The organism is Kribbella sp. NPDC049174 (assembly GCF_043197365.1).
In the GTDB taxonomy this organism is placed as follows: domain Bacteria; phylum Actinomycetota; class Actinomycetes; order Propionibacteriales; family Kribbellaceae; genus Kribbella.
In genome coordinates this window covers 72,693-92,597 of sequence record NZ_JBICSZ010000013.1, presented here as the reverse complement: position 1 = coordinate 92,597, position 19,905 = coordinate 72,693, and the positions used below count along the sequence as shown (strand labels likewise).

The following is a 19,905-nucleotide window of genomic DNA, read 5'->3' as shown; positions in this document are numbered from 1 at the left end:
TTCCCTGTTCAATACGGTTGTGTATTCAATACAGAACTGTATCCTACTGCTATGGAACCGCCCAAACGCCGCCGCTCCAACACCCGGGCCCGCCTGCTCGAAGGCGCCCTCGACGTCTTCGCCGAGCGCGGGTTCCACGGCGCGTCGGTGGAGGACATCTGCGACCGCGCCGGGTTCACCCGCGGCGCGTTCTACTCCAACTTCGCCTCCAAGGACGAGCTGGTCATCGCACTGTTCCAGGCGACCACGGACCGCCTGATCGAGCAGATCAGCGAGCTCTTGCCGGAGTTGGCCGATCAACCGGTGACACTGCTCGACGCCGTCCTCGGGCTGCTCGACGAGGCCGCGCCGGACCAGCGGCGCTGGCATCTCGTCTCGACCGAGTTCACCCTGCACGCGCTGCGCAACCCGGAGGCGGCGCGGGCGCTCAACGAGCAGCGGGCCTTGTTTCGGGCCAGGCTGACGCAGTTGGTGGAGGAGATCGGTCAGACCGGCGGACTGACCTTCAGCGTCCCGCCCGAGCAGTTCGTCCGGGTGGTGATCGCCCTGCACGAGGGCGCGCGCTCACAGAGCCTGCTGGAGCCTCGGAAGGTCCCGGCCGGGTCGCTCGAGCACACCTTCCTGCCGATGGTGCTGTCGGCAGTGACCAGCTAGTCGACCGGCACGTTCACCGTGTGCAGGCCGGTCGAGCCGTTCGGGGCCGGCGGTGCGGACGCCTCGATCTGCGGGTTGCCCTTGGCGTCGAACGCCCGTACCTGCAGGACGTGATTGCCCCGCGGCGCCTGCCAGGTCCAGTGCCACTGCCGCCAGGTGTCGATCGACGCGTCCGCGGCCAGCGTTGCCTGTTGCCAAGGGCCACCATCGACGCGGACCTCGACCTTCGACACCCCGACGTGCTGGTCCCACGCGACCCCGGCCACGGTCACCGGACCCGCGGTCACCTTCTTGCCGAACGGTACGTCGATCCGCGACGACAACTTGATCGGCCCGAGCTCGGACCAGCCACGCGGCGTCCAGTACGCGTCGAACTGGTCGAACCGAGTCACCTCGATATCCGTCAGCCACTTGGTCGCCGACACATACCCGTACAGCCCTGGTACGACGATCCGCACCGGGAACCCGTGTTCGACCGGCAGCGGCTGACCGTTCATCGCGAACGCGAGCATCGACTGCCGATCGTCGAGCAGCGTGCTGAGCGGCGTACCGGCGGTGAACCCGTCCTTGGACGTCGACTTGATCGCATCCGCGTCCGTGGACGGACCGGCCTCGGTGAGGAGGTCCTTGAGCAGGACGCCGGACCAGAGTGCGTTGCCGATCAGGTCGCCGCCGACCTCGTTGCTGACACAGGTGAGGGTGACCCACTTGTGCATGACCTCACGCTTCAGCAGGTCGTCGTAGGTCAGCTCGAGTTCGCGATCGACCATGCCGTGGATGCGCAGCTTCCAGTCCGACGGCAGGATCTGCGGTACCGAGAGAGCGGTGTCGATGCGGTAGAAGTCGTCGTTCGGCGTCACCCACGGCGTCGCGCCGTCGGCCTGGACTCCGGCCGGCGGATCCAGCGTCGGGGGCTTCGGGAGGTCGAGCGCCGCGCGGGCGTCGGCGACGGCGGCGCGATTGCCGCCGGCGATCCGTCCCAGTGCGCCGACTGCGGCGGTACCGATGGCGACGCCGGCCGACAGTTGCAGGAAGCCCCGGCGGCTGGTGCCGTCGTCAGGGAAGTCAAGGAGCGGCTCGAGTCGCCGCGAGAACAGTCTGAGGATGAGCAAGGCCGTGATCCCGGCGACCGCCGACGGGAGGAAGCCCGTCTGGCCGCTGTCCGGCCTCGTCGCGGCCGCGGCAACTGCCAGTCCGGCCAGTACGACGGTGATCAGCGCGCCGGCCCAGTAGCGTCGTACCGCGAGAACGCCGCCGATTGCGGCGAGCACGAGCAGGACGATCAGGATGCCGACCCGCAGGGCGGTCTTGTCATTGGTGCCGAACCAGGCGATCGCCAGATCCTTCAGCCACGGCGGCACCCGGTCGATGAACGCGGAGCCGATCGCGACCACAGGCGTCTGCCGCGTCCCGAGTAGGCCGGCGACCACACTCCCGGCCGCCAACCCGGCCAACGCGGCCAGCACTCCGCCGACAGCGCCTCGCCACCACGTCGGATCCCGCCGGGTCTCATTTGAGCCGTTCTCAGCGCGACCGGTGCCGTCCCCGCCGCGGCCTGCTTCGTCAACAGCTTGGCGGCGGGTGGTTCCGGGGACCTGATCGGCTTGGTTCACCTCTCAACGATTACGCGGCGGGGCGCCCGACACCAGTCGAGCGCCCCATCCGTTAGTCGCGGGTAATGCGAAGTGTTCAGTTGTCGGATTGATTCAGATCCGGTCGGGCGTGATCGGCCCCAGGTTCGGCCGGCCGTTCGGCCAGCGGCGAGCGTTGTCGCGAACCCGGCGAAGCTTGCCGAGCACGACCTCCCGCTCGTCGGCCAGTTGGGACATCCACAGGCTGTCGATCTCCAGGAGGTGATCCGGCAGTGCTTCGCGCAGCCGCCGCTTCCCCTCCTCGGTGAGAACCGCGAACGAACCGCGGGCATCGTCGGGACAGGGCTCCCGGCGTACCAGACCGAGGTTTTCGGCGCGGTCGACCAGCCGGGTGATGCCGCCGGTGGTGACGGTCAACTCCCGGGCAAGGGACGTAAGACGCTGTTTCTCGCCGTGGCTGCGGGCCAGCCGCAGCAACAGTTCGAACATTGCCATTTGCAGACCACTGCGCTTGAGGGAATGACGCATCAGGTGATCGAGTTCGGCCGCTGCTTCACGCAGCAGGCCGTACGCGCTGATCACGTCGCTTTCCCAGGGTTCGGCGGCGCGAGTGGGTTCTGCATCGGCGAGCGCTAGGGGCGAGCAAAGCGAAGGCGCGATGGTCATGCGCGGACTCTATTAGCTGACTAGGTCACTTCGCTACACGGGGTGACCTTTCGGCTACAGATCGATCCTCAAACGCAAACATCCCGAGCGTAACCCGGCCCCGCTCCGGCGGCCGACCAGGGCCCTGTGGATAACTTCCGCGGCGATCGGGCGGTCTTTGCCAGCCTTGTGCCGTGAGGTTTTCGACCAACGGATCGGGGAGCGCATGAACGAGAACGAGGACCAGTCACCCTTCGGCCGCGGTTTCATCGCCGCGTGCATCGTCATCGGCGCAGTCCTGCTCTGCGGCGCCCTGCTCCTCATCACCGGCCTGACCTCGGACCCCTCCGATGCCTCCGCTGGTACGACGCAGGTCGCGAACACCAGTGAACCGGCCCAGACCACTTCGCCTGCTCGGCCAGCGATCCCGGCCGCAGAGTCCAGTCCGGTCGCCGGCCGCGCGTGCGCTCTCCCTGCGGGCGACCAGACCATCCCGACGAAGCCGCCGTCCGTCGACGGCTGGGAGGTCAGCCGCCGGGTCGTCGTACCTCGCTCAACCGCCAACGGCCCGGCCAAGACCGACCCGGACGGCTTCCGCCACTGCTTCGCCCAGTCCCCGAGCGGTGCCGTCTTCGCCGCCTACAGCGCAGTCGCAGCCCTGGCCGACCAGCGCCAAGCCATCCCCACCGTCCAGAAGCTCATGCTGCCCGGCCCCAACACCGACGCGCTCATCCGCGAGCTACGCAAGGACGAGCCGTCGACCGACTCTGCGGTCACCCAACTGGCCGGGTACCGCGTCCTCGACGCCGGCCAGGACCGAGCCACGATCATGCTCGCGCTCCCGGTCGAGTCGGCGTACATGAGCATCACCCTCACCCTCGTCTGGCACCACGACGACTGGCAGCTCCAACCACCCCCGCCGGGTCAGCCCGTAGGCAGCCCCTTCGCCCAGCACCGCAACCTCAACGACTTCGTAGCTTGGAGTGGTGTCTGATGTGTTTACCGACGGATGTGGCCTGCCACGTCACCAACGGCTTCGATGCTGTCGCCACGAACGCCCTCAAGGAAGTCAGCGCGAGCATCGGTCAGGCGGCGATGGAGGGCATCAACGCCATCGCGACGTTCTGGATCGAGGAGCCCAGCCCGACGCTGGTGACCGACGCGGGTGGCTCCGGTCGGCAGAACAGCGAGATGGTCGATTTCCTGCAGGGCAACGTCCTGTGGATCTCCGGGGTCGTCTTCACCATCGCCGTGCTGATCGCGGGGATGCGGCTCGCGTGGGAGCAGCGCGCCCAACCACTGCAGGATCTGCTGAAGGCGGTGCTGGTGTTCGTCGCCGCGAGCGCGGCTGGTACGGCGACCATGCAGCTGCTGGTCGAGTGGTCTGACGAGCTCTCGCTGCACATCGTCCGATCGGCGCATCCCGACGACAAGACCTTGTCCAGCGCGCTCGGTGAGCTGGTGATGCAAGGCAGTCTGGGGATGGCGTCCGGCAACCACGTGGCGAGTCTCATCATGATGTTCGCCGGGGTGGCGGTGATCATGGCGGCGCTGATCCAGGTCGTGCTGATGGTGATCCGTTCGGCGATGCTGATTCTGCTGGCCGGGACGTTCCCACTCGCCGCCGCGGCGACCAACACCGAGATGGGCAAGGCCTGGTTCAAGAAGTACTGCGGCTGGGCGCTGGGATTCATCGCGTACAAGCCGGCCGCCGCCCTCATCTACGCGGCCGCGATCAAGATGAACGAGCTGGGTGTCGGGCAGTCCAGCAACAGCTTCGTGCAGACCACGACCGGTCTGATGATGCTGTTCCTCGCGATCTTCGCGTTGCCGGCGCTGCTTCGGTTCATGGTTCCGGTGACCGCCTCGGTCGCCGGTGGCAGTTCGGGGATGGGGAGTTCGGTCGCTGACCCGGGCGGGATGGCGACCGGCGCGATCAACATCGGCCGCTCGTCCCTCGGTCTCGGATCCCGCGGTTCGTCGGGTGGAGGCGGGGGTGCGTCAGGCGGGGGCGGTGCGTCGGGTGCCATCGGAGTCGGAGCTGCCGCCAGCGCGGGGCTCGTCGCCGCGGGAGCAGCCGTCAACGGAGCCCGAAAGGTCGCAGGTGGGGTGGCCGGTGCCGCGGCGCATTCAGCCGGCGAATCCGGAGGTGGCTCGATCACCCCGACCACGAAGTTCGGGCCGATGGCCCGTGGCGGTTCGCGCTCACGTCCGCCGAGATCTCAATCCACCTCCAGCTCGGCCGCCCAGGAACGCATCCCCGAGCCAGCCGGGCCCAGCGGCAGCCGATAGTCAGCAGGTCCTGCCGTCAGTCGCCCACCTGACGGTCGGCCGCGGTGAAAAGCGTTGTCGGTGGGGTGGGACAGGATGACAGCATGACGGCTATGGGGCTGGAGCGGATCGCACTGATTTCGGACGTTCATGGGAACCTGACCGCACTCGAGGCGGTGCTGGCGGATATCGAGAGGCGTGGGATCGAGCGGATCTTCAACCTGGGCGACTACGTCGGGAAGGGTCCGCGCGGTCAGGCGGCGGTGGATCGGTGCCGGGAGTTGTGTGAGGTCAACATCCTCGGCAACTGGGACGACTTCCTGCCGGACCCGGATCGCGAGCACGACTCCGAAGCGCTGCGCTGGTGGAAGAAGGAACTGCGCGAGGACCAGTGGACCTGGCTGCGCAACCTCCCGTTCTGCCACGACTTCCTGTTCAGCGGCCGGCAGATCCGCCTGTTCCACGCGTCGTCGACGAGCGTGCACCGGCGGGTGCGGTTCGACCACGACGAGGCCGAGTACGTCGAGCTGTTCGCGAACACCGAGGCCACCGGCGACGGCCCGATCCCCAACGTCGTTGGCTACGCCGACACCCACGACCCGTTCTACGAGGTCGATCTCGGCCGCACCCTGTTCAACATCGGCTCGGTCGGCAACAGCCTGGACGACCCGACCCCGGTCTACGTGATCCTCGAAGGCGTCCCGGACTCACCCGACCCGGCGCCGTTCTCGATCCAGTTCGTCCGCATCCCGTACGACGCCCAGGCCGAGCTCGAGATCGCCCGCGAACTCGGCATGCCCGAACTCGACGGCTACGAAGCCGAGATCATCCACGGCCTCTACCGGGGCAACCACTACGCCAACGAACCCCACACCTACCACCGCAGGTCCTGAACCGGCACGCAAACCTTTGCGACGCCGGTGTGAACACCCGCCATTCGCCCGAAGGGGCCGCAGGCAACTATCCCCAGGTTATCCACAGCTGTGGATTCTCGCCGGGCGTGCTCGTCATTGGATGCCTAGAGCAACGATCAGCTGGGAAACTGGTGGTGTCAGTCGACCAGGAGGGCTTCGGAGCCGACGGGTTTGTAGCCGGCCGCCAGGAAGGTGCGGAAGGACGCGGCGTTACCAGGCGTGACCTGGGCCCAGATGTGCGCATCCGGCGGGATCAGTGCGCGGGCGGCTCGGGCGAGGCGACGGCCGTGGCCCTTGCCCCGGGAGTCGTCGGGTACCTCGATCGCGCACTCGATGCGATCCGCCAACCCCCGTCCCGTCAGCACCAGGCCGCCGTACTCGTCGACGTACACCCGGACGTCGTCGCGATACCGCCACGCCCGTTCGACGCGTGGGTGGTCGTGGTCGGTGAGTTCGGTGAGACCGGCGGTTGCCGCGGCGCGTTCGCCTGGATCGGTCAGGGCCGGCGCGAGCAGCATCGCGTCGAGCGCGTTCACCCGTCGGCCGGTGACTTCCTCGAGCGCCGAGAGGAACGGCGGGTTCGTTGGGGCGGAGAGGTCGCCAGGCGGGACCCGCTCGGCGACCCAGGCCGGGTCGACATCCGCGGCGATCACGATGTGCCCGGTGAACGACACCACGCAGACCTCGCGCGGGGATGGTGCAGGTACGACGGTGATGCCGAGGTCCGGGGCGGGGAAGACCCCGCGTTCGATCCCGCGCAGAATGTCAGCCAAAGTTGTCATCACGAGCCATTGTGGAGGAGACCCCTGCGCAGGCTCGATCACGGACGCGACGGAGGCGACATACATGCGGAAGCCGCAGCTGGTGAGGACCGACGGGCTGCCCGAGCGGGTGACGATCTACGAGGTCGGTCCGCGCGACGGGTTGCAGAACGAGTCGGCGATCGTGGACGTCGCGGTCAAGGCGGAGTTCATCCACCGGCTGGTCGATACCGGGTTGACGACGGTCGAGACGACGAGTTTCGTGCACCCGAAGTGGGTGCCGCAGCTCGCCGACGCTGCCGAACTGCTGGCTGCGCTCGACCTTCCGGACGCCGTTCGCGCGCCTGTTCTGGTCCCGAACGAGCGCGGTCTCGATCGCGCTCTGGCCGCCGATGTCCGTGAGATCGCGATTTTCGCGAGTGCGACCGAGACGTTCGCCGCGAAGAACCTGAACTCGACGCTCGACGAGCAGTTCGCGATGTTCACGCCGACGGTCCAGCGGGCGCTGGGCGAAGGGCTGACCGTGCGCGGGTATGTCTCGATGTGTTACGGCGACCCTTGGGAGGGCGACGTACCGATCGATCAGGTGGTCAAGGTCGGTGCGCGCCTGGTCGACCTCGGCTGCCACGAGCTCTCTCTCGGCGACACGATCGGGGTGGCGACGCCGGGGCAGGTGACCGCGTTGATCGGGGCTTTCGGCGCGGCCGGAGTGGGTGTGAACAAGCTGGCTGTGCACTTCCACGACACCTACGGTCAGGCGCTCGCCAACACGCTGACCGCCCTCCGCGAAGGTGTCACCACCGTCGACAGCTCAGCCGGCGGTCTGGGCGGCTGCCCGTACGCCGAGAGCGCCACCGGAAACCTCGCCACCGAAGACCTCGTCTGGCAACTCGACGGTCTGGGCATCCAGACCGGCGTGGACCTCGAGAAGCTGGTCGCCACGAGCGTCTGGATGGCAGACCAACTAGGCAAGCCGTCCGCGAGCCGCGTAGTCCAAGCCGTAGCCGGCTGACTCGGCGCCTGGCTGACCCCAACGTCCGGCTGGCCAGTCGGGGCGCATCGGCCCCCCGGCTGAGCGTCGTACCCGAGGTGAACTGTCGGCAGTGGTGGGGTTGGTCCGCTACCGTCGGAGGACTGGGCCGGGGGTGCGATGAGCGTTGACGTGGTGTTCTGGGGCGTAGTCCTGGCGCGGTTCGCGCTGCCGCTGCTCATCCCGCGGTACCCGCTGCCCGCGATCGTGTGCTGCCTGGTGCTCGACGGTGTCGACCAGACGATCTTCCAGGCGTTCGGGTTCGACCCGCCGTTCTACCAGAGCTACGACAAGGCGATGGACGTGTTCTACCTGTCGGTGGCCTACCTGGCGAGCCTGCGCAACTGGACCAGCCAGGCGGCGGTCGGCATCAGCCGGTTCCTGTTCTTCTTCCGGCAGGTCGGTGTGGTGGCGTTCGAGCTGTCCGGCGCCCGGTTCCTGCTGCTGTTGTTCCCGAACACGTTCGAGTACTTCTTCATCGCCTACGAGGCGATCCGGTCCCGGTGGAACCCGGCGCGCTTCGGGTTCGCGTTCTGGGCGTTCCTCGCGGGCGCGATCTGGGTCGTCGTCAAACTGCCACAGGAGTACTGGATCCACATCGCCCAACTGGACGTCACCGACCTGATCGCGGACACGAGCTGGTTCGGTCCGTTGCTGGCGGTCGCCGTACTCGGGCTGATCGTGGTCGTGCTGTTCGTCGTCCGCCCGCGGTTGCCGCAGCCGGACTGGACCTGGAAGCTCAGCGCCGACCCGCTGCCGACCGCCATCGACGAGGCGCATGAGCGGGCGGCGTTCCAGGCCGCGCACCGCAAGGTCTTCGACCTGGCGGCGGTGGAGAAGATCTTCCTGATCGGGCTGATCAGCGTGATCTACGGCAACGTGCTGCCGGGGGTCCGGGCGAGCAGTCTGCAGATCTTCGTCAGCATCGCCTTCTTCGCGGTCATCAACTCCGCGATCGGGCTCTGGTCGGCCCGGCGCGGCCGGTCCTGGGACTCGGCGGCCATCTCGTTCGCCGTCGTGTTCGCGACCAACATCGTGCTCGTCACCGTCGCCGACCTGCTGTTGCGCCGCGGCGACCTGGCGCTGGTCGACACGCTGTTCTTCGTCTTCCTGTTCAGCATCCTGACGATGCTCTACGACCGCTACCGCCCCATCCACGACTACCGCGCCACCCATACGCCGAAGGGAGCGGACGCATGACCGACCTGATCGTCCTCGGATTCCCGAACCGCGACCGGGCGGAAGAGGCACTCCGCCGTACCACCGAGCTCGAAGCCCAAGGCGCCCTCGAACTCGGTGGCGCCGCGGTCGCCTACCGGCGCGACGACGGCGAGATCGAACTCGTCCAGCCGCTCCGACTGACCGCCGCCGGAGCTGTCGCCGGTGCGGCCAGCGGCGGCCTGATCGGGCTGATGCTGCTCATCCCGTTGCTCTCGGCCGCGGTCGGCGCGGCCGCGGGCGCCGTCGGCGGCAAGGTCTCGGCCGGCATCCTCAACGCCAAGTTCGTCCGCGACCTCAGAGACACCCTGACCCCCGGCCATGCGGCACTCCTGCTGGTGATCAGAACCGTGGTCGACGGCGACAAGGCCGTAGATCAACTGAAGTCCCTGACGCCCCAGATCCTTCGGACCACCTGGACCGACGAACAGGAGCGCCGCCTCATCGCCGCCCTCACCGACCCACCAACCTCGTGACGCCAGCCCACCTGCCCGCGGTGGTCAGATGCCGGCTGGGTCGAGGGTCCGGCGAGTGAGCGGCAGGCGCTCTCGGGTCTCCTGGTTGGCCGGCGTTTCGACGAACAGGAGGAGGTCGGGGTGGGCGGCGACGGCCAGTTCGGTGACGGTGAAGTGGAGGTCGCCGGCGATCGGGTGGCGGATGTGCCGCGGGCGTGGCGTGCAGGCGGCGACCTCGTGGCGGGACCAGAGGTGGCTGAACTCGGGGCTCAGCTTCCGCAGTCGCTCGAGGTCGGTCTCCCAGTCGGGGTCGCCGAGGTGTTCGCCGTACGCCGATCGCAGCCTGGCGACCAGATACGGCACTTCCTCGTCGTAGTTGAGTAGCTGCTGCCGGGCGCGTGGCTCGGTGATCAGGCACCAGAGCAGGTTCTTGTGGATACAGGGCAGCGTGTGCCAGTCGTGGAAGAGGTCGCTGAAGGCCTGGTTCGGCTGGACGATGTCGAACCGGGTGTTCGTGATCACCGCGGGCAGCGGGTCGAGTGCGGTGAGGATCTCGGTGAAGACGACCTCGTTCGCACAGGCGCTCGCGCGGGGTGGGCGCGCCGGGGTCGCCTCGGCCAGCCGGTACAGGTGTTCGCGCTCGATCGAGCTGAGCCGCAGCGTGGTCGCGACGGCGTCGAGAACCTGGCCACTGACGTTGATCGGCCGGCCCTGCTCGAGCCAGGTGTACCAAGTGACGCCGACACCCGCGAGCTGGGCGAGCTCCTCGCGGCGCAGTCCCGGCGTACGACGTCGCCCGCCCGCCGGCAGGCCGACTTCCTCGGGGGACACCCGGGCGCGCCGCGCCTTCAGGAACTCCCCGAGCTCAGCCCGGCGATCAGTCACGAACCCATCCTGACGGCCGCCACCGACAGTTTCCGACGCTCAGCGGGACTCAGCTGGACCAGCCGGGGTGCGCCAGGTGGTCAGGCAGAACGGACGGCCGGCCGGGTCGAGGAAGACGCGGAACACGGAAGGCTCCGGCTGTACGGCGGTTGGCGTCGCGCCGGCCGCGATGACGCGAGCCTGCTCGCCGTCGAGATCGGCCGTGCTGAAGTCGAGGTGACACTGCTGCGGGACCCGGGGATCCGGCCAGGTCGGCGCGCGATAGTTGAGATCTCGCTGGAAACCGATGCTGAAGCTGTCGAACCGCAGTTCCACGAAGCTCTCGTGGACGACGGCCAACTCGCCACCCGCGACGCGCTGGTAGAACTCCGCCAGCTTCAGCGGCTCCGGACAGTCAAGCGTCGGCCCCCAGAACGGCGCTACCACGTCGTTGTCACCACCCATGCCGAGGTGCGCGTCGTACTGCGCTCACGGCTCGATGGGGCGGCGGATGCGACGGACGAGGCTCTTGTCGGCGTATTCACCGATCCGGTACGTCACCCAGCCATCAACCCCGGCGCCGACCGCACCGCCGAGGAGTGGGATGCGACGGGTGACGGTGAGGGCCATCCGCTTGCCGCTGATCCGCGCGATCAACTCGCCGACCACCTCGCCGGAGACCTGGCGGTCCAGCTCCGGGTCGAAGACCGGTGCGGTCGCGATCGCGAGCGGGGACGTCGGCAGGCTCGACTTCTTCAGCCGGTCGGTGACGCCGTCCTCGCCGAGCATGCAGGTGATCACCGCGGTGCGGACGCGCGGGTCGCCCAGGTCGTACCCGCGCAGGTGCGCGATCGCGGCGACCATCCGGGCCTGGACGATGGCGAGGCCGGTCAGGTTCGCGGGCAGTGCGACCGGGAGCGTGACGAGTCCGCCGATGCTGGTGACGAAGCCCTGGACGCCGGCCAGCCGGATGTGCTGGTCGATCACCGCGTCGATCGCCAGCTGGGCGTCACCCGACGACTTGGCCAGCTTCGCCTCGGCGACCTGCTCGGCGCCGGGGAACCGCTGGTATCCGTCGATCGCGACCTCGAGAACCTGACGCAACACACCCGCCGCGGCCTGCGGGGCGAATCGCTGTGCGGCGGGCGCGAGACTGCTCGCGACGAACCTGGCTACTCCGGCCACGGTGCTCCTTCCCGCCCTCCCCCGCGTCGGAGCTGGGCGTGCTTCAACTCTACGTGGCCCCACGAACCCCGCCACTCGGGAGAAACCCCTGGTGTCCCCGGACCTGGTCGGGGTGGGCCGTCGTGCTGGGTGAGGAGGCGTGGTCCAGGATGGTGGTGTGCCTGTTGAGCCAGCTGCTTCTGTGTGGGACTTTCCGCCGGTGGCGGTTGCCGGGGCGAGTGACATCGTCGCGGGCGGGGCGGATCTCCAGCCGGGGACCGTGCTGGCGGCGTACCGGCGTGGGCTCTTCCCGATGCCCGACCACCGCGGTTCGCTGCTCTGGTGGTCACCGGTCGACCGCGGGGTGATCGAGGTGGCCGGCTACCGTCCGTCGCGGTCGATGCGGCGGGCACGGAACAAGTTCGAGATCCGGGTGAACACCGCCTTCGACCAGGTCATCCGCGCCTGCGCCGACCCGCGGCGCCCCGGCTCCTGGATCGACCGGGGCATCATCGCGTCGTACACCGAACTCCATCGGCTCGGCTGGGTGCACTCCGTCGAGGCGTGGGACGGTGACGAACTCGCGGGCGGTCTGTACGGCGTCGCGATCGGCGGACTGTTCGCCGGCGAGTCGATGTTCCACCACAAGACGGATGGCTCGAAAGCAGCCGTCGCCGGGCTGATCGAGCAACTGGACGATGACTACGCCGCCGAGCGCGTCCTGGACATCCAATGGGTCACCGACCACCTGGCCACCCTCGGCGCCGTCTCCATCCCGCGCGACACCTACGTCCACCGCGTGGAACACGCCGTGACCCTCCCGCTCCCCAAGGCCTTTACCTGAGGCCTATGTAGGCGGCCATTTGCTGGCTGGCCTCAGCGAAGAAGTCGTCGGCCGGATCCATCGTGCCGACCAGTTGGCCGAAGAGCTCGAAGCTGATCATCCCGAAGAGTTGCGTCCACACGATCGCGACCCGCAGCAGCACCTTCCGCGGTACCCCCGGCGCCAGTTCGGCCAGCACGTCCACCTGCTCGGCCAGTCGGCCGGTGGGCTCAGGAGCGTTGTCCAGCGACGCGAGCGACCCCTCGGCCTGTGCGCGACTGACGATCCCCAGCATGAGAATCGGCACCCGGCTGGCGGGTTGCACCGTCGTCTGCGGCGCCTTGTATCCGGTGACCGGCGACCCGTAGATCAGCGCGTACTCGTGCGGATGCGCCCGCGCCCACTCGCGGACGGCGCGACACACAGCCAGCCAGATGTCCGCCGGATGCGCGTCGTCCTTCGCGGCCGCTGCCGACTCCGCGGCCGCGCCGAGAGCGTCGTACGCGTCGATGATCAGCGCGGTCAGCAGGTCGTCCCGGCTCGGGAAGTACCGGTACAGCGCCGAGGACACCATGCCCAGCTCCCGGGAGATCGCGCGGAGCGACAGCCGCTCGGCTCCCTCGATCGCGAGCTGCCGCCGGGCGGCGACCTTGATCTCGTCGGTCAGCTCGGCCCGGGCTCTCTCTCGTGCGGTGCGTCCGGCGTTCATGACAGCAGTCTGCCATAAAACCGAGAGCAGTGCTCTTGACAGTGAGCACCGCTTCCGTGTTCACTGATCACAACAGAGAGCACCGCTCTCGCAATCGACGAAGGGTACGACGATGCCGGAGTACAAGCAGACCTACGACAACAAGCGCGTGATCACCGCCGGCGACGGCAGCATGCGGGTCTTCAACCGGATCGTGGCCCGCCTGACCAAGCTCGGGATCAGCCTGATGGGCAGCCGCGTCCTCTCCGTCCGGGGCCGCAAGAGCGGCGACTGGCGCAGCACCCCGGTCAACCTCCTGGTCCTCGACGGCCAGCGCTACCTGGTCGCCCCGCGCGGCCACACCCAGTGGGTCCGCAATCTCCGCGCGAACCCCGAGGGCCGCCTCCAACTCGGCCGCACCGTCGAGACCTTCCGCGCCGAAGAGGTCGCCGACCCCGACAAGACCGACGTCCTCCGCCTCTACCTGAAGAAGTGGTCCTGGGAAGTAGGCGCCTTCTTCAGCGGCGACGTCACCAAGAACTCCCCGGAGGAAACCCTCCACCACATCGCCCCCGGCGTCCCGGTCTTCAAAATCCACGCGGCCTGACGGCCTGAAGCCGGGAAGTCACCCGGTTGTGGGGGGTTGGCTGCGATTATGGCGGGATGATCACCCCGGAACAGCTGCACGCGGCGCCCAAGGTTCTTCTGCACGACCATCTGGATGGTGGGTTGCGGCCGGGGACGGTGGTGGAGCTGGCCCGGGAGATCGGGCACAAGCTGCCGCGGACTGATGCCGGTGAGTTGGGCGCGTGGTTCGTCGAGTCGGCGGACTCGGGGTCGCTGGAGCGGTATCTGGAGACGTTCGATCACACGGTGGCGGTGATGCAGAACGCTGAGGCGATCAAGCGGGTGGCCAGTGAATGCGTGCAGGATCTGGCCGCGGACGGGGTGGTGTACGCGGAGGTGCGGTACGCGCCCGAGCAGCACCTGACCGCCGGGTTGACGCTGGAGCAGGTGGTGGACGCGGTGGGCGAGGGGTTCGAGCACGGGATGGCGACCGCCGAGCGCCCGATCGTCGCCCGGCAGTTGCTGACCGCGATGCGGCACAAGGCGCGGTCGATGGAGATCGCGGAGCTCGCGGTGGCGTACCGCGATGCCGGGGTGGTCGGGTTCGACATCGCCGGCGCGGAGGCGGGGTATCCGCCCACCCGGCACCTGGACGCGTTCGAGTATCTGCAGCGGGAGAACGCCCACTTCACCATCCACGCCGGCGAGGCGTTCGGTCTGCCGTCGATCTGGCAGGCGATCCAGTGGTGCGGCGCGGACCGGCTCGGGCACGGCGTCCGGATCATCGACGACATCACGTACGACGAAGCCGGCGAGAAGGCCGAGCTCGGCCGGCTGGCGGCATACGTGCGGGACGGGCGGATTCCGCTGGAGATGTGCCCGAGCTCCAACCTGCAAACGGGCGCGGCTTCGTCGATCGCGGAGCACCCGATCGGCCTGCTTGCCAAGCTCCGGTTCCGGGTCACGGTGAACACCGACAACCGGTTGATGAGCGGTACGTCGATGAGCCGCGAACTGGCCCTGCTCGCCGAGGCGTTCGGCTACACCCTGGCCGACCTCCGCTGGTTCGCCATCAACGCGATGAAGTCCGCTTTCCTCCCCTTCGACGAACGTCTGGCCCTCATCGACAACACCATCAAGCCCTGGTACGCCGAGGCGCTGGCGAAGTAGAGCGGGCCCGCCGCAGGGCAGGCCCGCCGAGATCAGACGGAGCGTTGGTAGGTGCGGAAGGCCCGGGTGGAGAGCCAGGCTACGACGAGGGTGAAGGCCAGTAGTTGGAGGGAATGGCGGCCTACCGAGGACCAGTCCGGGGTGGCGGAGAGGGCCTGGCGGGCGGCGATGGCGGCCCAGTCGACGGGGTTGAAACGAGCCGCGACGTTGACCCAGTGGGGGGCGACCGCGGGGTCGATCATGATCGAGGACATGAACGTCAGCGGGAGCGACACGAACTGCGAGATGCCGATCAGCGCCTCCTGCTGGCGGGTCAGCAAGGCCACCGCGTTCGACAGGGAGCCGAAGGCCGTACCGACCAGCATGGAGGCCGCGATCGTGACGGCGTAGCCCGCGACGCCGCCGTCGTACCGGGCGCCCGCGGCCATGCCGATCGCGAACACCAGCAGCGTTTGGATCAGCGTGGTCGTCGCGTTGCTGATCAGTTGCCCGGCCATCAGCCCGCCGCGGCTGACCGGTGACGCGAGCATGCGGTCCATCACACCGCGTTCCATGTCCGCGATGAACGTCGTACCGCTCCAGCCGCTGGTCATCAGCGCGGTCATCATCACGATGCCGGGCGTGAGGAAGGCGATGTACGACGAGTCGCTGTAGCCCGGGATGTTCACCACACCCTGGAACAACTGCCCGAACAGCAGCAGCCAGATCGCCGGCTGGATCAACGTGAACGCGATCAATGCAGGCTGCCGGTACTGCGCGCGCAGCCAGCGTCCCGTGATGAATCGAGTGTGCCCGACGAACCCGGTACGACGCGGGGCCACAGCCAAGGTGGACATCACGCCGCCTCCCCTACAACAGAAGCTTCACGGAACGACCGGCCCGTGTACCGCAGATACACATCATCCAGCGACGGCCGCGAGACAGTCACCGCGGTGACCGGAATCGCCTTGTCCTCAAGGGTTCCCAGTACGGCGGGAACCGCGGTCGCACCGTGGTCCACCCGAGCCCGCAACGTGTTGCCCTCGACAACGATCTCCCCGACACCAGGCAGGGCACTCAGCAACCCCCGCACGTTTCCATCGGTGTCCGGCGAGACCAGTTCGACGTGGACCGAGTCGCCGCGCAGCTCGGCCTTCAGCGTCTCCGGGGTGCCCTCGGCAACGATCTTGCCGTGGTCGACGATGGCCAGCTGATCGGCCAGCCGATCAGCCTCCTCCAGGTAATGCGTGGTGAGCAGCACGGTCAGACCCTCGTGACCGGACAGCCGGCCGACCTCGTTCCACAGATCTGCCCGCGCCTCCGGATCCAGGCCGGTGGTCGGCTCGTCGAGGAACAACACCTGCGGCCGGTGGACCAGACCGAGGGCGACGTCGAGCTTGCGCTGCATCCCGCCGGAGTACGTCTTGACCTGGCGGCCGCCCGCATCGGTCAGATCGAATCGGTCGAGCAGTTCGGCGGCACGCCGTACTGCTTCCGAGTGGCTCAGGCCGTAGATCCGGCCGCTCAGGACGAGGTTCTCGACGCCGGTGGCTTGCGGGTCGGAGCTGGACTTCTGCGGTACGTAGCCGATCGCCCGTCGTACTTGGTCCTGCGACCGGTTGACGTCGTACCCGGCCACCCGGGCCGTGCCGGAGTCGGCGCGGGAGAGGGTGGTGAGGATCTTGACGGTGGTGGACTTGCCGGCGCCGTTCGGGCCGAGCAGACCCAGTACGACACCCTCCGGGACGCTGACGGTGAGACCGTCGAGCGCGCGCAGAGGTGGCTTCTTGCGACCGGCCGGGTACGTCTTGACCAGGTCGACCGCTTCGAGGGCAGGCGTAGCCATGATGTGGTGACTCCCTTGTGGTGACGGGAGCCGGTCCGCTGCTGGCTATCCTGTGGTTGCGCCTTGGGTGCCAGGTCTTCGGACCGACTCGAGGAACTGCGGCCCTTGACCCCTGGTGTTGCCGCACCGCGGGTCGAGGGCCGTCTACTAGGTGGCTTCCGGTGGCATCGCCCGCAGCCAGGTGAAGTCGGTGCCGAAGTACTTGACCGGGTCCTTCAGTTGGTCGGCCGGGCTGATGCCTTCCTCCAGGTAGTTCTTCCAGGCCGTCCGCCAGAACGCCGAGCCGTCCAGTGCGTCGGTCCGGATCTCCTCGGCGAGCTGGTGGATGTACGTCGACTCGGCCTTGAGCAGCGCCAGCCGGAACTCCGACTCGACCCAGAAGATGCGCGGGAACTCCATCGACGCCATGTGGTCGTGCATCGCGGTGACCTGCTCGATCTCCGCGTCGACCGCCTTGAGCCGCTGCTCCAGGAGCTCCGCCACCCGGTCGGGCGGGAGACCCGGCAGGTAGGCGAGACCGGCCTCGAGCGGGTGGAACTCGCGAGTCGGGGTGCCGATCAGCTCGGTCAGCCAGTCGGAGAACTCCTGCTGGCCGGTGTCGGTGATCTGGTAGACCGTGCGCTCGGGGCGGTTGCCCTCGCGGATGGTCTCGCGGGCCTCGATGAAGCCGTTCTTCTCCAGCGCCGCGACGACCGAGTAGAGCGAGCCGTAGTTGAGCTTGATGCTGTGGTCCTTGCCGCGGGCTCTGAGGATGGTCGAGATCTCGTACGGGTGCATCGGGCGCTCGCCCAGGCTCCCCAGCACCGCGAACGCGAGCGGGTTGCCGACCTTCCGTCGCGCCATCACACCCTCCTCGATCTCAAGTACTCGAAATCGAGTATTAGTTCATGGGTATCCGATGTCAAGTATTCAGCCAGGCGAACGCGCGGAACCCCAGCCGCTGCACCGGCCGTACGCGGGTGGCAGTCAGCACGCGGTACACCGGCTGTTCGACGTACTTCGTCAACAGCCAAGCCAGCGCGATCACCCCGGCCACCGCTCCGGCGATCTGCTCGACCCGACCGGCCCCCAGAGTCATCAGGTGGTACGAGATCAAGTACCCGACCTCCTGGTTGAGGAGGTAAATGCCGAAGGAGATCCGTGCCAGGAACTGGATCGGCCGGCGGATCGGTGCGAACAGCTGCCAGTCCGGGCCCCGGGCAGCCAGGGCGACGAATACCAGCAGGACCCCGATGCCCAACGACGACGGCAGGTCAGCGGTGTGCGCGTGCTGGGCGAAGACGGTCGCGGCGAGCAGCGAGCCCAGGTGCAGGACGCCGATCCGGTGCTGTGACCAGAGCCAGATCGCGATGCCGATCGCGAACAGTTGCAGTCGATGCAGTCCGAGGCCGTTCCACGCCTGCTGAACCCAGAACGGGCTGGCCAGGATCCGGTCATGCCACTGCACCACCACGGGTGCCACGGTCATGATCCACAGCAGTCCGGTGATCCATCGGCCGGAGCCGACGCCACGCGGCCAGAGCAGGGCAGCAGCGGCGAAGGCCATCAGCTGCAGCGGCAGTGTCCAGTAGGAGCCGTCGATGAGGCGCACGGTCGGGTCGAACGCGCTGGCCAGCGTCAGGTTGCCCCAGAGGTCGTGCTGGGTAGGCAGGTTCCAGTTGTCCGGCCCGAAGGCGATCAGAAGCGTGTAGGTGACCACCACAGCGGCCAGGTACGGCGGGAGCACCCGGCAGACCCGCTGCCACAACCACTGTGACGTGGATCCCCTCTTCCGGATCGTCACGCAGATGAAGTACGCGCTGATCACCAGCAGGACGCTGGCGCCGACCTGGAGCGGGAACCTACCCAGTGGTGAGCCGAGCTCGGGGTGGAGCACAGGGCCCTGGTACGTCGTATGGCAGAAAACCACTGCGAGGACTGCGAGGACGCGGACGACGTCCCAGCTCAGACGGCGTGAGGTGCTGGCCCGGGTCGGGACAGGCGTTGCCACAGTCGCTCCATCATCTCTCGGCTCGCCGATCTTCTTCGGCCGTTACCCCCCTGTGACACCCCGAAGGATCCTAGGGGGACCTGACGGGGGCACCGCAAATCGTGTGCAGTGCGTCACGCTGCTCGCGTGCGCCGTCAGGCAGATTTCGCGCGGAGGGCGTCAGACAGGTGCGCGGCGAAAGATCAGAGGGTGTGAATCCTCAGCAGCGGTGGCCCAGAACTGCAGCACGTCGTCGGCATCGGCTGCGACGGCGTTGCGGTAGTCGACCATCAGCTGGCGGTCTGGAAGGTACGGCGATAGTCCTGTGGTGGCACGCCCACCACCCTACGGAAGTGGTGCCGCAGCAACGCCGCCGTCCCGAATCCTGACTCGGCGGCGATCTGCTCGATCCCCATCCGGGTCTGCTCGAGCAGCGTCCGCGCCCGCAGAACCCGTTGGGTGGTGACCCATTTCAGCGGTGTCGTCCCGGTCTCCGCGACGAACCGTCGGGCGAACGTCCGCTCCGACATCTGCGCCCGCCGGGCCAGTGCCGGCACGGTGTGGTCGATGGTCAGATTGTCGACCATCCAGTCGAGCACCGGCTGCAGGCTCTCACTCGACGACTCCGGCACCGGCACCTCGACGTACTGCCGCTGACCGCCGTCGCGCTGGGGCGGGACCACCATCCGGCGCGCGATCCGCGTCGCGACCGCGCTGCCGAGCTCACGCCGGACCAGGTGCAGGGCCGCGTCGATCCCGGCCGCGGTGCCGGCGCTGGTGATGATGTTGCCGTCGTCGACGAACAGGACGTCCGCGTCCAGTTTCGCGGTCGGGAACGTCTCGTTGAACAGCTTCACGTAGCGCCAGTGCGTCGTACACGCCCGGCCGTCGAGCAGCCCGGCCGCACCGAGCACGAACGCGCCCGAGCAGACCGTCAGCAGGATCGCGCCGCGCGCCTCGGCCCGGCGCAGTGCGTCGAGGATGCGCTCGTCGTACTCGTCCCGCCAGGTGGTCGCCGGGATCCCGATCAGGTCGGCGTCCTCGAGCTCTTCCAGCCCGTACGGCGCGATGACCTGGGAGTGACTGCTGGTCTGCAGCGCCTCACCCGGGCGGGTCGAACACACCTTGAAGTCGAACGCGGGCACACCGTCATCGGTCCGGTCGATGCCGAACACCTCCGCCAGCACCCCGAACTCGAACAGGGCGACGTCCTCCATCAGGACGACAGCGATCTTCTGCAGCATGCCAACCAGTATGGCAGTAATTTGTGGATGTATGTCAATAGTGCCAATGGT

22 protein-coding genes are annotated in these 19,905 nt (G+C 68.0%); 10 read left to right on the top strand and 12 right to left on the bottom strand.

Annotated features, from left to right (window positions below; genetic code table 11):
• Window positions 1–51 precede the first annotated feature (51 nt).
• A complete protein-coding gene (locus tag ACGFIF_RS40360) occupies window positions 52–654 on the top strand; it encodes a TetR/AcrR family transcriptional regulator (protein ID WP_393162446.1) in 603 nt (200 codons plus the stop codon).
• Here ACGFIF_RS40360 and ACGFIF_RS40355 read toward each other — a convergent pair.
• On the bottom strand, window positions 651–2,267 hold the full coding sequence (locus ACGFIF_RS40355) for a molybdopterin-dependent oxidoreductase (protein ID WP_393162444.1): 1,617 nt from the start codon (window positions 2,265–2,267) through the stop codon (window positions 651–653). The two genes, ACGFIF_RS40360 and ACGFIF_RS40355, sit on opposite strands and share 4 nt — an antisense overlap.
• Window positions 2,268–2,360: 93 nt before the next feature.
• Entirely contained in the window at window positions 2,361–2,912 is a 552-nt protein-coding gene (locus ACGFIF_RS40350) for a MarR family winged helix-turn-helix transcriptional regulator (protein WP_242001984.1), read from the bottom strand.
• Between the two features lie 205 nt (window positions 2,913–3,117).
• Here ACGFIF_RS40350 and ACGFIF_RS40345 point away from each other — a divergent pair, with 205 nt between their 5' ends.
• The 3 genes from ACGFIF_RS40345 (at window position 3,118) to ACGFIF_RS40335 (ending at window position 6,055) form a co-directional block, all read left to right on the top strand.
• On the top strand, window positions 3,118–3,885 hold the full coding sequence (locus ACGFIF_RS40345) for a hypothetical protein (RefSeq protein WP_393162441.1): 768 nt from the start codon (window positions 3,118–3,120) through the stop codon (window positions 3,883–3,885).
• Window positions 3,885–5,183 carry a hypothetical protein gene (locus tag ACGFIF_RS40340; protein ID WP_393162439.1) on the top strand — a complete coding sequence of 433 codons (1,299 nt, stop codon included), beginning with the start codon at window positions 3,885–3,887 and terminating at the stop codon, window positions 5,181–5,183. The genes ACGFIF_RS40345 and ACGFIF_RS40340 overlap by 1 nt, the downstream gene beginning before the upstream one ends.
• An 83-nt stretch (window positions 5,184–5,266) precedes the next feature.
• Complete coding sequence (locus ACGFIF_RS40335; RefSeq protein ID WP_393162437.1) at window positions 5,267–6,055, top strand: metallophosphoesterase family protein; 789 nt, start codon at window positions 5,267–5,269, stop codon at window positions 6,053–6,055.
• 158 nt (window positions 6,056–6,213) lie between these two features.
• On the opposite strand, the gene ACGFIF_RS40330 is transcribed toward ACGFIF_RS40335, so the two are convergent.
• Window positions 6,214–6,858 carry a GNAT family N-acetyltransferase gene (locus tag ACGFIF_RS40330; protein ID WP_393162435.1) on the bottom strand — a complete coding sequence of 215 codons (645 nt, stop codon included), beginning with the start codon at window positions 6,856–6,858 and terminating at the stop codon, window positions 6,214–6,216.
• A gap of 64 nt (window positions 6,859–6,922) precedes the next feature.
• Between ACGFIF_RS40330 and ACGFIF_RS40325 the strand changes: the two genes are divergently transcribed.
• The 3 genes from ACGFIF_RS40325 to ACGFIF_RS40315 all read left to right on the top strand — a co-directional run bounded on the left by ACGFIF_RS40325 (window position 6,923) and on the right by ACGFIF_RS40315 (window position 9,561).
• Window positions 6,923–7,849 (top strand): hydroxymethylglutaryl-CoA lyase, encoded by a 927-nt coding sequence (locus ACGFIF_RS40325; RefSeq protein ID WP_393162433.1) that lies wholly within the window; start codon window positions 6,923–6,925, stop codon window positions 7,847–7,849.
• A 138-nt stretch (window positions 7,850–7,987) separates the two neighbouring features.
• Window positions 7,988–9,067 carry a hypothetical protein gene (locus tag ACGFIF_RS40320; RefSeq protein WP_393162431.1) on the top strand — a complete coding sequence of 360 codons (1,080 nt, stop codon included), beginning with the start codon at window positions 7,988–7,990 and terminating at the stop codon, window positions 9,065–9,067.
• Window positions 9,064–9,561, top strand: a complete 498-nt coding sequence (locus ACGFIF_RS40315) for a DUF1269 domain-containing protein (protein WP_393162429.1) — start codon at window positions 9,064–9,066, stop codon at window positions 9,559–9,561. The genes ACGFIF_RS40320 and ACGFIF_RS40315 overlap by 4 nt, the downstream gene beginning before the upstream one ends.
• Before the next feature lie 24 nt (window positions 9,562–9,585).
• Here ACGFIF_RS40315 and ACGFIF_RS40310 read toward each other — a convergent pair whose 3' ends face one another.
• Genes ACGFIF_RS40310 through ACGFIF_RS40300 form a run of 3 tightly spaced genes read right to left on the bottom strand, consistent with a single transcriptional unit; the run spans window position 9,586 to window position 11,589 of the window.
• Window positions 9,586–10,425: a helix-turn-helix transcriptional regulator gene (locus tag ACGFIF_RS40310; RefSeq protein ID WP_393162427.1), complete on the bottom strand. Its 840-nt coding sequence runs from the start codon at window positions 10,423–10,425 to the stop codon at window positions 9,586–9,588.
• Between the two features lie 39 nt (window positions 10,426–10,464).
• Complete coding sequence (locus ACGFIF_RS40305) at window positions 10,465–10,869, bottom strand: VOC family protein (RefSeq protein ID WP_393162425.1); 405 nt, start codon at window positions 10,867–10,869, stop codon at window positions 10,465–10,467.
• Between the two features lie 24 nt (window positions 10,870–10,893).
• The gene (locus ACGFIF_RS40300; protein WP_393162423.1) at window positions 10,894–11,589 is read right to left on the bottom strand and encodes an EcsC family protein; all 696 of its coding nucleotides are present in this window, start codon (window positions 11,587–11,589) and stop codon (window positions 10,894–10,896) included.
• Between the two features lie 157 nt (window positions 11,590–11,746).
• Here ACGFIF_RS40300 and aat point away from each other — a divergent pair, with 157 nt between their 5' ends.
• Complete coding sequence (aat, locus tag ACGFIF_RS40295) at window positions 11,747–12,412, top strand: leucyl/phenylalanyl-tRNA--protein transferase (RefSeq protein ID WP_393162421.1); 666 nt, start codon at window positions 11,747–11,749, stop codon at window positions 12,410–12,412.
• Here the strand turns inward: aat and ACGFIF_RS40290 are convergent.
• Window positions 12,405–13,100, bottom strand: coding sequence for a TetR/AcrR family transcriptional regulator (locus ACGFIF_RS40290; protein WP_393162419.1), 696 nt, complete (start codon window positions 13,098–13,100; stop codon window positions 12,405–12,407). The genes aat and ACGFIF_RS40290 overlap by 8 nt on opposite strands.
• Before the next feature lie 112 nt (window positions 13,101–13,212).
• On the opposite strand from ACGFIF_RS40290, the gene ACGFIF_RS40285 reads away from it, so the two are divergent.
• Both ACGFIF_RS40285 and ACGFIF_RS40280 read left to right on the top strand, forming a co-directional pair.
• Window positions 13,213–13,686 (top strand): nitroreductase family deazaflavin-dependent oxidoreductase, encoded by a 474-nt coding sequence (locus ACGFIF_RS40285; protein ID WP_393162417.1) that lies wholly within the window; start codon window positions 13,213–13,215, stop codon window positions 13,684–13,686.
• A 56-nt stretch (window positions 13,687–13,742) separates the two neighbouring features.
• A complete protein-coding gene (locus ACGFIF_RS40280) occupies window positions 13,743–14,816 on the top strand; it encodes an adenosine deaminase (RefSeq protein WP_393162415.1) in 1,074 nt (357 codons plus the stop codon).
• Window positions 14,817–14,848: 32 nt separating this feature from the next.
• On the opposite strand, the gene ACGFIF_RS40275 is transcribed toward ACGFIF_RS40280, so the two are convergent.
• The 5 genes from ACGFIF_RS40275 to ACGFIF_RS40255 all read right to left on the bottom strand — a co-directional run bounded on the left by ACGFIF_RS40275 (window position 14,849) and on the right by ACGFIF_RS40255 (window position 19,854).
• Entirely contained in the window at window positions 14,849–15,652 is an 804-nt protein-coding gene (locus tag ACGFIF_RS40275) for an ABC transporter permease (protein WP_393162413.1), read from the bottom strand.
• Window positions 15,652–16,641, bottom strand: coding sequence for an ATP-binding cassette domain-containing protein (locus tag ACGFIF_RS40270; protein ID WP_393162410.1), 990 nt, complete (start codon window positions 16,639–16,641; stop codon window positions 15,652–15,654). The genes ACGFIF_RS40275 and ACGFIF_RS40270 overlap by 1 nt, the downstream gene beginning before the upstream one ends.
• 147 nt (window positions 16,642–16,788) lie before the next feature.
• A complete protein-coding gene (locus ACGFIF_RS40265) occupies window positions 16,789–17,484 on the bottom strand; it encodes a helix-turn-helix transcriptional regulator (RefSeq protein WP_393162408.1) in 696 nt (231 codons plus the stop codon).
• 58 nt (window positions 17,485–17,542) lie between these two features.
• Entirely contained in the window at window positions 17,543–18,631 is a 1,089-nt protein-coding gene (locus ACGFIF_RS40260; protein WP_393162406.1) for an acyltransferase family protein, read from the bottom strand.
• 269 nt (window positions 18,632–18,900) lie between these two features.
• Entirely contained in the window at window positions 18,901–19,854 is a 954-nt protein-coding gene (locus tag ACGFIF_RS40255; RefSeq protein ID WP_393162404.1) for a GlxA family transcriptional regulator, read from the bottom strand.
• Window positions 19,855–19,905 lie beyond the last annotated feature (51 nt).

What these genes read in the sequence shown, in the direction of transcription:
- ACGFIF_RS40360 (WP_393162446.1), top strand. Translation starts at nt 52, where the DNA reads ATGGAACCGCCCAAACGCCGCCGCTCCAACACCCGGGCCCGCCTGCTC.
- ACGFIF_RS40350 (WP_242001984.1), bottom strand. Translation starts at nt 2,912, where the DNA reads ATGACCATCGCGCCTTCGCTTTGCTCGCCCCTAGCGCTCGCCGATGCA.
- ACGFIF_RS40345 (WP_393162441.1), top strand. Translation starts at nt 3,118, where the DNA reads ATGAACGAGAACGAGGACCAGTCACCCTTCGGCCGCGGTTTCATCGCC.
- ACGFIF_RS40340 (WP_393162439.1), top strand. Translation starts at nt 3,885, where the DNA reads ATGTGTTTACCGACGGATGTGGCCTGCCACGTCACCAACGGCTTCGAT.
- ACGFIF_RS40335 (WP_393162437.1), top strand. Translation starts at nt 5,267, where the DNA reads ATGACGGCTATGGGGCTGGAGCGGATCGCACTGATTTCGGACGTTCAT.
- ACGFIF_RS40330 (WP_393162435.1), bottom strand. Translation starts at nt 6,858, where the DNA reads ATGACAACTTTGGCTGACATTCTGCGCGGGATCGAACGCGGGGTCTTC.
- ACGFIF_RS40325 (WP_393162433.1), top strand. Translation starts at nt 6,923, where the DNA reads ATGCGGAAGCCGCAGCTGGTGAGGACCGACGGGCTGCCCGAGCGGGTG.
- ACGFIF_RS40320 (WP_393162431.1), top strand. Translation starts at nt 7,988, where the DNA reads ATGAGCGTTGACGTGGTGTTCTGGGGCGTAGTCCTGGCGCGGTTCGCG.
- ACGFIF_RS40315 (WP_393162429.1), top strand. Translation starts at nt 9,064, where the DNA reads ATGACCGACCTGATCGTCCTCGGATTCCCGAACCGCGACCGGGCGGAA.
- ACGFIF_RS40305 (WP_393162425.1), bottom strand. Translation starts at nt 10,869, where the DNA reads ATGGGTGGTGACAACGACGTGGTAGCGCCGTTCTGGGGGCCGACGCTT.
- ACGFIF_RS40290 (WP_393162419.1), bottom strand. Translation starts at nt 13,100, where the DNA reads ATGAACGCCGGACGCACCGCACGAGAGAGAGCCCGGGCCGAGCTGACC.
- ACGFIF_RS40285 (WP_393162417.1), top strand. Translation starts at nt 13,213, where the DNA reads ATGCCGGAGTACAAGCAGACCTACGACAACAAGCGCGTGATCACCGCC.
- ACGFIF_RS40280 (WP_393162415.1), top strand. Translation starts at nt 13,743, where the DNA reads ATGATCACCCCGGAACAGCTGCACGCGGCGCCCAAGGTTCTTCTGCAC.
- ACGFIF_RS40275 (WP_393162413.1), bottom strand. Translation starts at nt 15,652, where the DNA reads ATGTCCACCTTGGCTGTGGCCCCGCGTCGTACCGGGTTCGTCGGGCAC.
- ACGFIF_RS40270 (WP_393162410.1), bottom strand. Translation starts at nt 16,641, where the DNA reads ATGGCTACGCCTGCCCTCGAAGCGGTCGACCTGGTCAAGACGTACCCG.
- ACGFIF_RS40265 (WP_393162408.1), bottom strand. Translation starts at nt 17,484, where the DNA reads ATGGCGCGACGGAAGGTCGGCAACCCGCTCGCGTTCGCGGTGCTGGGG.
- ACGFIF_RS40255 (WP_393162404.1), bottom strand. Translation starts at nt 19,854, where the DNA reads ATGCTGCAGAAGATCGCTGTCGTCCTGATGGAGGACGTCGCCCTGTTC.